The sequence below is a fragment of the Streptomyces roseicoloratus genome, from assembly GCF_004117935.1.
GTDB classification, from domain to species: Bacteria; Actinomycetota; Actinomycetes; order Streptomycetales; family Streptomycetaceae; genus Streptomyces; species Streptomyces roseicoloratus.
On sequence record NZ_SDOY01000104.1, the window covers coordinates 1 to 3,492 of the forward strand.

7 protein-coding genes are annotated in these 3,492 nt (G+C 67.1%); 1 reads left to right on the forward strand and 6 read right to left on the reverse strand.

The features are described 5' to 3' along the window. Positions 1 to 380: transposase family protein (locus ESG85_RS11715; RefSeq protein ID WP_164986195.1), on the reverse strand; the 380-nt coding region annotated here is incomplete at its 3' end. A gap of 159 nt (positions 381 to 539) precedes the next feature. Between ESG85_RS11715 and ESG85_RS36585 the strand changes: the two genes are divergently transcribed. After that, positions 540 to 668, forward strand: a complete 129-nt coding sequence (locus ESG85_RS36585) for a hypothetical protein (RefSeq protein WP_281288024.1) — start codon at positions 540 to 542, stop codon at positions 666 to 668. On the opposite strand, the gene ESG85_RS35465 is transcribed toward ESG85_RS36585, so the two are convergent. From ESG85_RS35465 to ESG85_RS11735, 5 genes are all read right to left on the reverse strand, one after another. Beyond that, complete coding sequence (locus tag ESG85_RS35465; protein WP_246094945.1) at positions 669 to 1,112, reverse strand: hypothetical protein; 444 nt, start codon at positions 1,110 to 1,112, stop codon at positions 669 to 671. Between the two features lie 52 nt (positions 1,113 to 1,164). Continuing rightward, positions 1,165 to 2,310, reverse strand: a complete 1,146-nt coding sequence (locus ESG85_RS11720) for a site-specific integrase (protein ID WP_219825181.1) — start codon at positions 2,308 to 2,310, stop codon at positions 1,165 to 1,167. 3 nt (positions 2,311 to 2,313) lie between these two features. Further along, complete coding sequence (locus ESG85_RS11725; RefSeq protein WP_128978230.1) at positions 2,314 to 2,631, reverse strand: helix-turn-helix domain-containing protein; 318 nt, start codon at positions 2,629 to 2,631, stop codon at positions 2,314 to 2,316. Continuing rightward, complete coding sequence (locus tag ESG85_RS36590; RefSeq protein WP_281288025.1) at positions 2,628 to 2,870, reverse strand: tyrosine-type recombinase/integrase; 243 nt, start codon at positions 2,868 to 2,870, stop codon at positions 2,628 to 2,630. The genes ESG85_RS11725 and ESG85_RS36590 overlap by 4 nt, the downstream gene beginning before the upstream one ends. 78 nt (positions 2,871 to 2,948) lie before the next feature. Beyond that, on the reverse strand, positions 2,949 to 3,413 hold the full coding sequence (locus ESG85_RS11735; RefSeq protein ID WP_128978232.1) for a 2'-5' RNA ligase family protein: 465 nt from the start codon (positions 3,411 to 3,413) through the stop codon (positions 2,949 to 2,951). Positions 3,414 to 3,492 lie beyond the last annotated feature (79 nt).

Sequence of the window (3,492 nt, forward strand, 5' to 3'; positions counted from 1 at the left end):
CCGTGCCTCTTGTGCTTCCCCGAGTAGTAGGGCTGGTCCGCGGCGATCCGGTCGATCGGCAGCAAGGTCCCGTCCAGCAGCACGAACGCCTTCGACGATGCGGCCCGGACCGCCTCCGCGAGAGTCGGCGCGAGAGCGGCCAGGACCTCGACGGCCTCGGTGATGTACCGGTACGCGGTCGTCGTCCCGATGCCGAACCCGGCCGCCAGCTGGGCATACGGGTGGCCGTTGCGGAGATGGGCAAGAGTGAGCAGCGCCTGCCGGCCGGCACTCAGGCGCCGCCAGCGGGTACCGAGCTCCCGGCGGCGCTGACGGAGCTTGGCGGACAGGAAGCGCAGGGCGGAGCTGGACACGTCGACGCCCGACGGGTAGACAAGCACACGAAGCCTCTGGTGGAGACGGATTTCTTAGTCGAAAACCCATCTACCAGGGGCTTCACCCGTCTGTCAGCCCAACCGCCCCTCCTGGCCGACAGGTTGGAAAGAGCTCACTGCGTTGTCCTGCGAGGACGTCTGAACCCCACAGAGGATGGCGCCGCCGTGCTGGACTTGGACGGCAGTCTGATCCTGCTGGATCTCGCTGTTCCGCTGCCCGAGGATGCCGCCAAGACGTGGGTCGAGCTGTTCATCGAGCGCGAGAGGGTCAGTCTCTACCCCTACGTACTCTGATCAGGTTCTGTCCGTCTCCCACTGCGACAAGCGGGTCTCGTCGATGCGATCGGAGAGATAGATCACAGTGGCCTGTGGGTCCATACCGAAGGTGGCGGCGACGAGCTTGGGGTCCATCGTGTTCACCAGGTCGAGTAGGCGGGTGCTGCGGATCATTCGGGGCGGGAATCCGCAGTCGTCAAGAACGTGGGAGAGATAGGCGGTTGAGGCCGGGCTTCGCCCGGCTTTTGTTCCTTTGGTGATCATCACGTGCAGGTTGGCCGTTGGCCATGCCTCGCGGTGAGCCAGACACCGCTGCACCACCGTCCACGAGGCGGGGTCCAAGGGAACAGGGTGGGGCCGCTTGCCGAGCTGGGCGGTCTGAGACACCGGGTCGAGGTCGGTGACCTGCAGCATCCGGACCTTGGAGCTGGAGGCACCGTGCAGCAGAGCGAGCATGCCCATCAGGGCCTCGTGCGGGTGAACGCGTTCGTCGGTAGTCCAGCGGCGGAAGAGCTCACGCTGCTGGTCGAGGGTGAGTGTTCTGCCGCGGAAGCCGTTCGACTCCTTCGCTGTCAGAGTCCGTGCCGGGTCGACCAGAACGATGTGCTGCGAGCGAGCGAAACGGAAGAACTGCCGCAGGACGGCGCTTGCGGGCCTTGGGCAAGGTGGCCAGGAAGGCTTCGATGTCGTGCACGTCGGCCAGGGCCCAGTCGTCCTTGCCGCGGTGCTCCGTGAGGAAGAGGGCCAGGTCGCGGAGGATACCCAGGGCTGTCTCCAGAGTGTGATGGCTGCGGGGCCGGGTGCCGGCTCGGCGGGCCCGGTCCTGGGCCCGCATGCGGGAGGCGTCGAAGGCGGCGACAGCCGCTCTGAGGGAGTCGGGGACGGCGTCGATGCGACGCTTGCGGCGCCCGGCAGCGAGTCGTTCAACCTGGTTAGTGGGCAGGGCCAGGCCGCGATGGGTGAAGAAGTTCTCGAGGGCTCGGGCGAAAGGGCCCATCGATCGTCCGGGGCGGCGGGACCGTTCCAGCAGGGCTTGGGGCGAGTTGGAGTGCTCGTCCTGCAGGAGTCGGCCGAGGTCGGTGACCAGGCCGCAGGCCCGGGACACGCAGAAGCGGGACGCGACATGCGCGACGAAGTCGTCGAGCCATGCGGGCGGGTTCGCGAGCTGGTCGCGGAGGTGTTCGCCGCGGATGAAGGGGCGGCCGGGGTGCTTTTGCCAGCAGGCCGAGCACAGACCCAGGCCGGCATGCCGCCGGTCCTGCCCGCACTCGCGGCAGGTCCGGGGCGGCTGCTTGGCTTGCCGGGGCCGAGAGCAGTGGCCGCACCAGCCGGTCTCCTCGCGGAGAAATCCCGGTCTGCCGCAGTGGGGGCAGGGCTGCTGGGCGGCGAGTCTATCGGCCCTTCGCCGACAGACCCCGCATAGCCGACTGCTTGCCGCACGGACGGGATGACCGCACTGTTCGCAGACGCGCGAGCAGGTGATGCAGCAGCCGGTGTCCACTTGGAGTACGCGGTCCTTGCCGCAGGTCGGGCATGCCATCTTGGCTGCCTGTTCCTTCAGGCGGAGCCAGCACCAGCAGCAGTGCTGGCGATCGGGATAGCCAACGGGGGCTCCGCACATGATGCAGTCGCGTTGCTTCTTGCCCATCGCGATGACCACCGGTCACAGAGGCGGCATCGATCGGCCCCGGGCGGAGGCGGCGGTCTTCGGGATGTCGGTGACGGGCCGGGGTAGGGCGGTGGGCCGTTCGACGGGGGTAGTGTCGACGTCGATCAGGTCGTTTGGGTTGCACTCCAACGCGGTGCACAACGCGGCCAGGGTGGTCATCTTCACCTGCGACGGTTCTTTGGTGAACAGCGCGGACACCGACGCGGAGGACAACTCCAGGCCGACTTTCTCCGCCCGCAGTCGCCGGAGCTCGGTCCCGGTCCAGACCTCCCGCTGAGCGGCTGCCATTCGCAGCCGCCATCGGATCTTCATGCTCTGCTGTCCTTCCCGGTCAGCTCCGCCAGAGTGCGGGCCACTGCTTGCTGATAGGCGTCCTCGATGAAGGTCGCGGAAGGGCTGACATAACGCATGGTCGAGCTGACCGTCCAGTGTCCGAGCATCTGCTGGATCGCTACGAGATCGACGCCGCGTTCGTAGTTGTGGGTCGCGCAGGCCCTCCGCAGGGCACCGATTCCTACCGTCTCGCCAGCACGCGAGCCCGCGCCGAGCACGCTGCAGCCGGCTGACTGGATCCCCCTGCTGGTCCGCTGCCCAAGGGGCAGCGGACCAGCCAAGCCTCATGACCTGCTTCATTCTCCGAGTGCGAACGACCCCTGTTCCTGCCACTTCACGCCGTCGTGCACCATCAGTTCAACCGACGCGACGTGGGACGTGAACGGGAGCCTGCTTGCGAGGTCGGCCTCAATCTCCTGCAAGACGGCGTCTTCCTGACCTTGAGCGATGGTCAGGTGCGGCACGATCTCGGCAAACCGGCCGCCATACGGCGGGGCCTCAGGCCAACGTTCAGCGATCGCCTCCGTGAGCTGCCGCAACGGCGTGTCAGGCTCGGGAACGAGATACAGCACTTCCGGGAGCCGTCCGCATTTTTTGAACCGCAGGTCAAAGGCCTGGTGGCTGCCCAGCACGTCCGCGAGAGCGGAGTAGACGCGCGCATCTATCCGGCTCTCGTCGAGGAACGGGAAGAGCACGGTGACGTGGGCTGGGACCCCGGCCTGAGCTGAGGGGTCGAGCCGTTCACGCCACCTGCGGACCACTGAGCTCTTTCCAACCTGTCGGCCAGGAGGGGCGGTTGGGCTGACAGACGGGTGAAGCCCCTGGTAGATGGGTTTTCGA

Excerpts from the sequence above, each read along its gene's own strand:
- ESG85_RS35465 (WP_246094945.1), bottom strand. The coding sequence starts at position 1,112 with ATGGGCATGCTCGCTCTGCTGCACGGTGCCTCCAGCTCCAAGGTCCGG.
- ESG85_RS11725 (WP_128978230.1), bottom strand. The coding sequence starts at position 2,631 with ATGAAGATCCGATGGCGGCTGCGAATGGCAGCCGCTCAGCGGGAGGTC.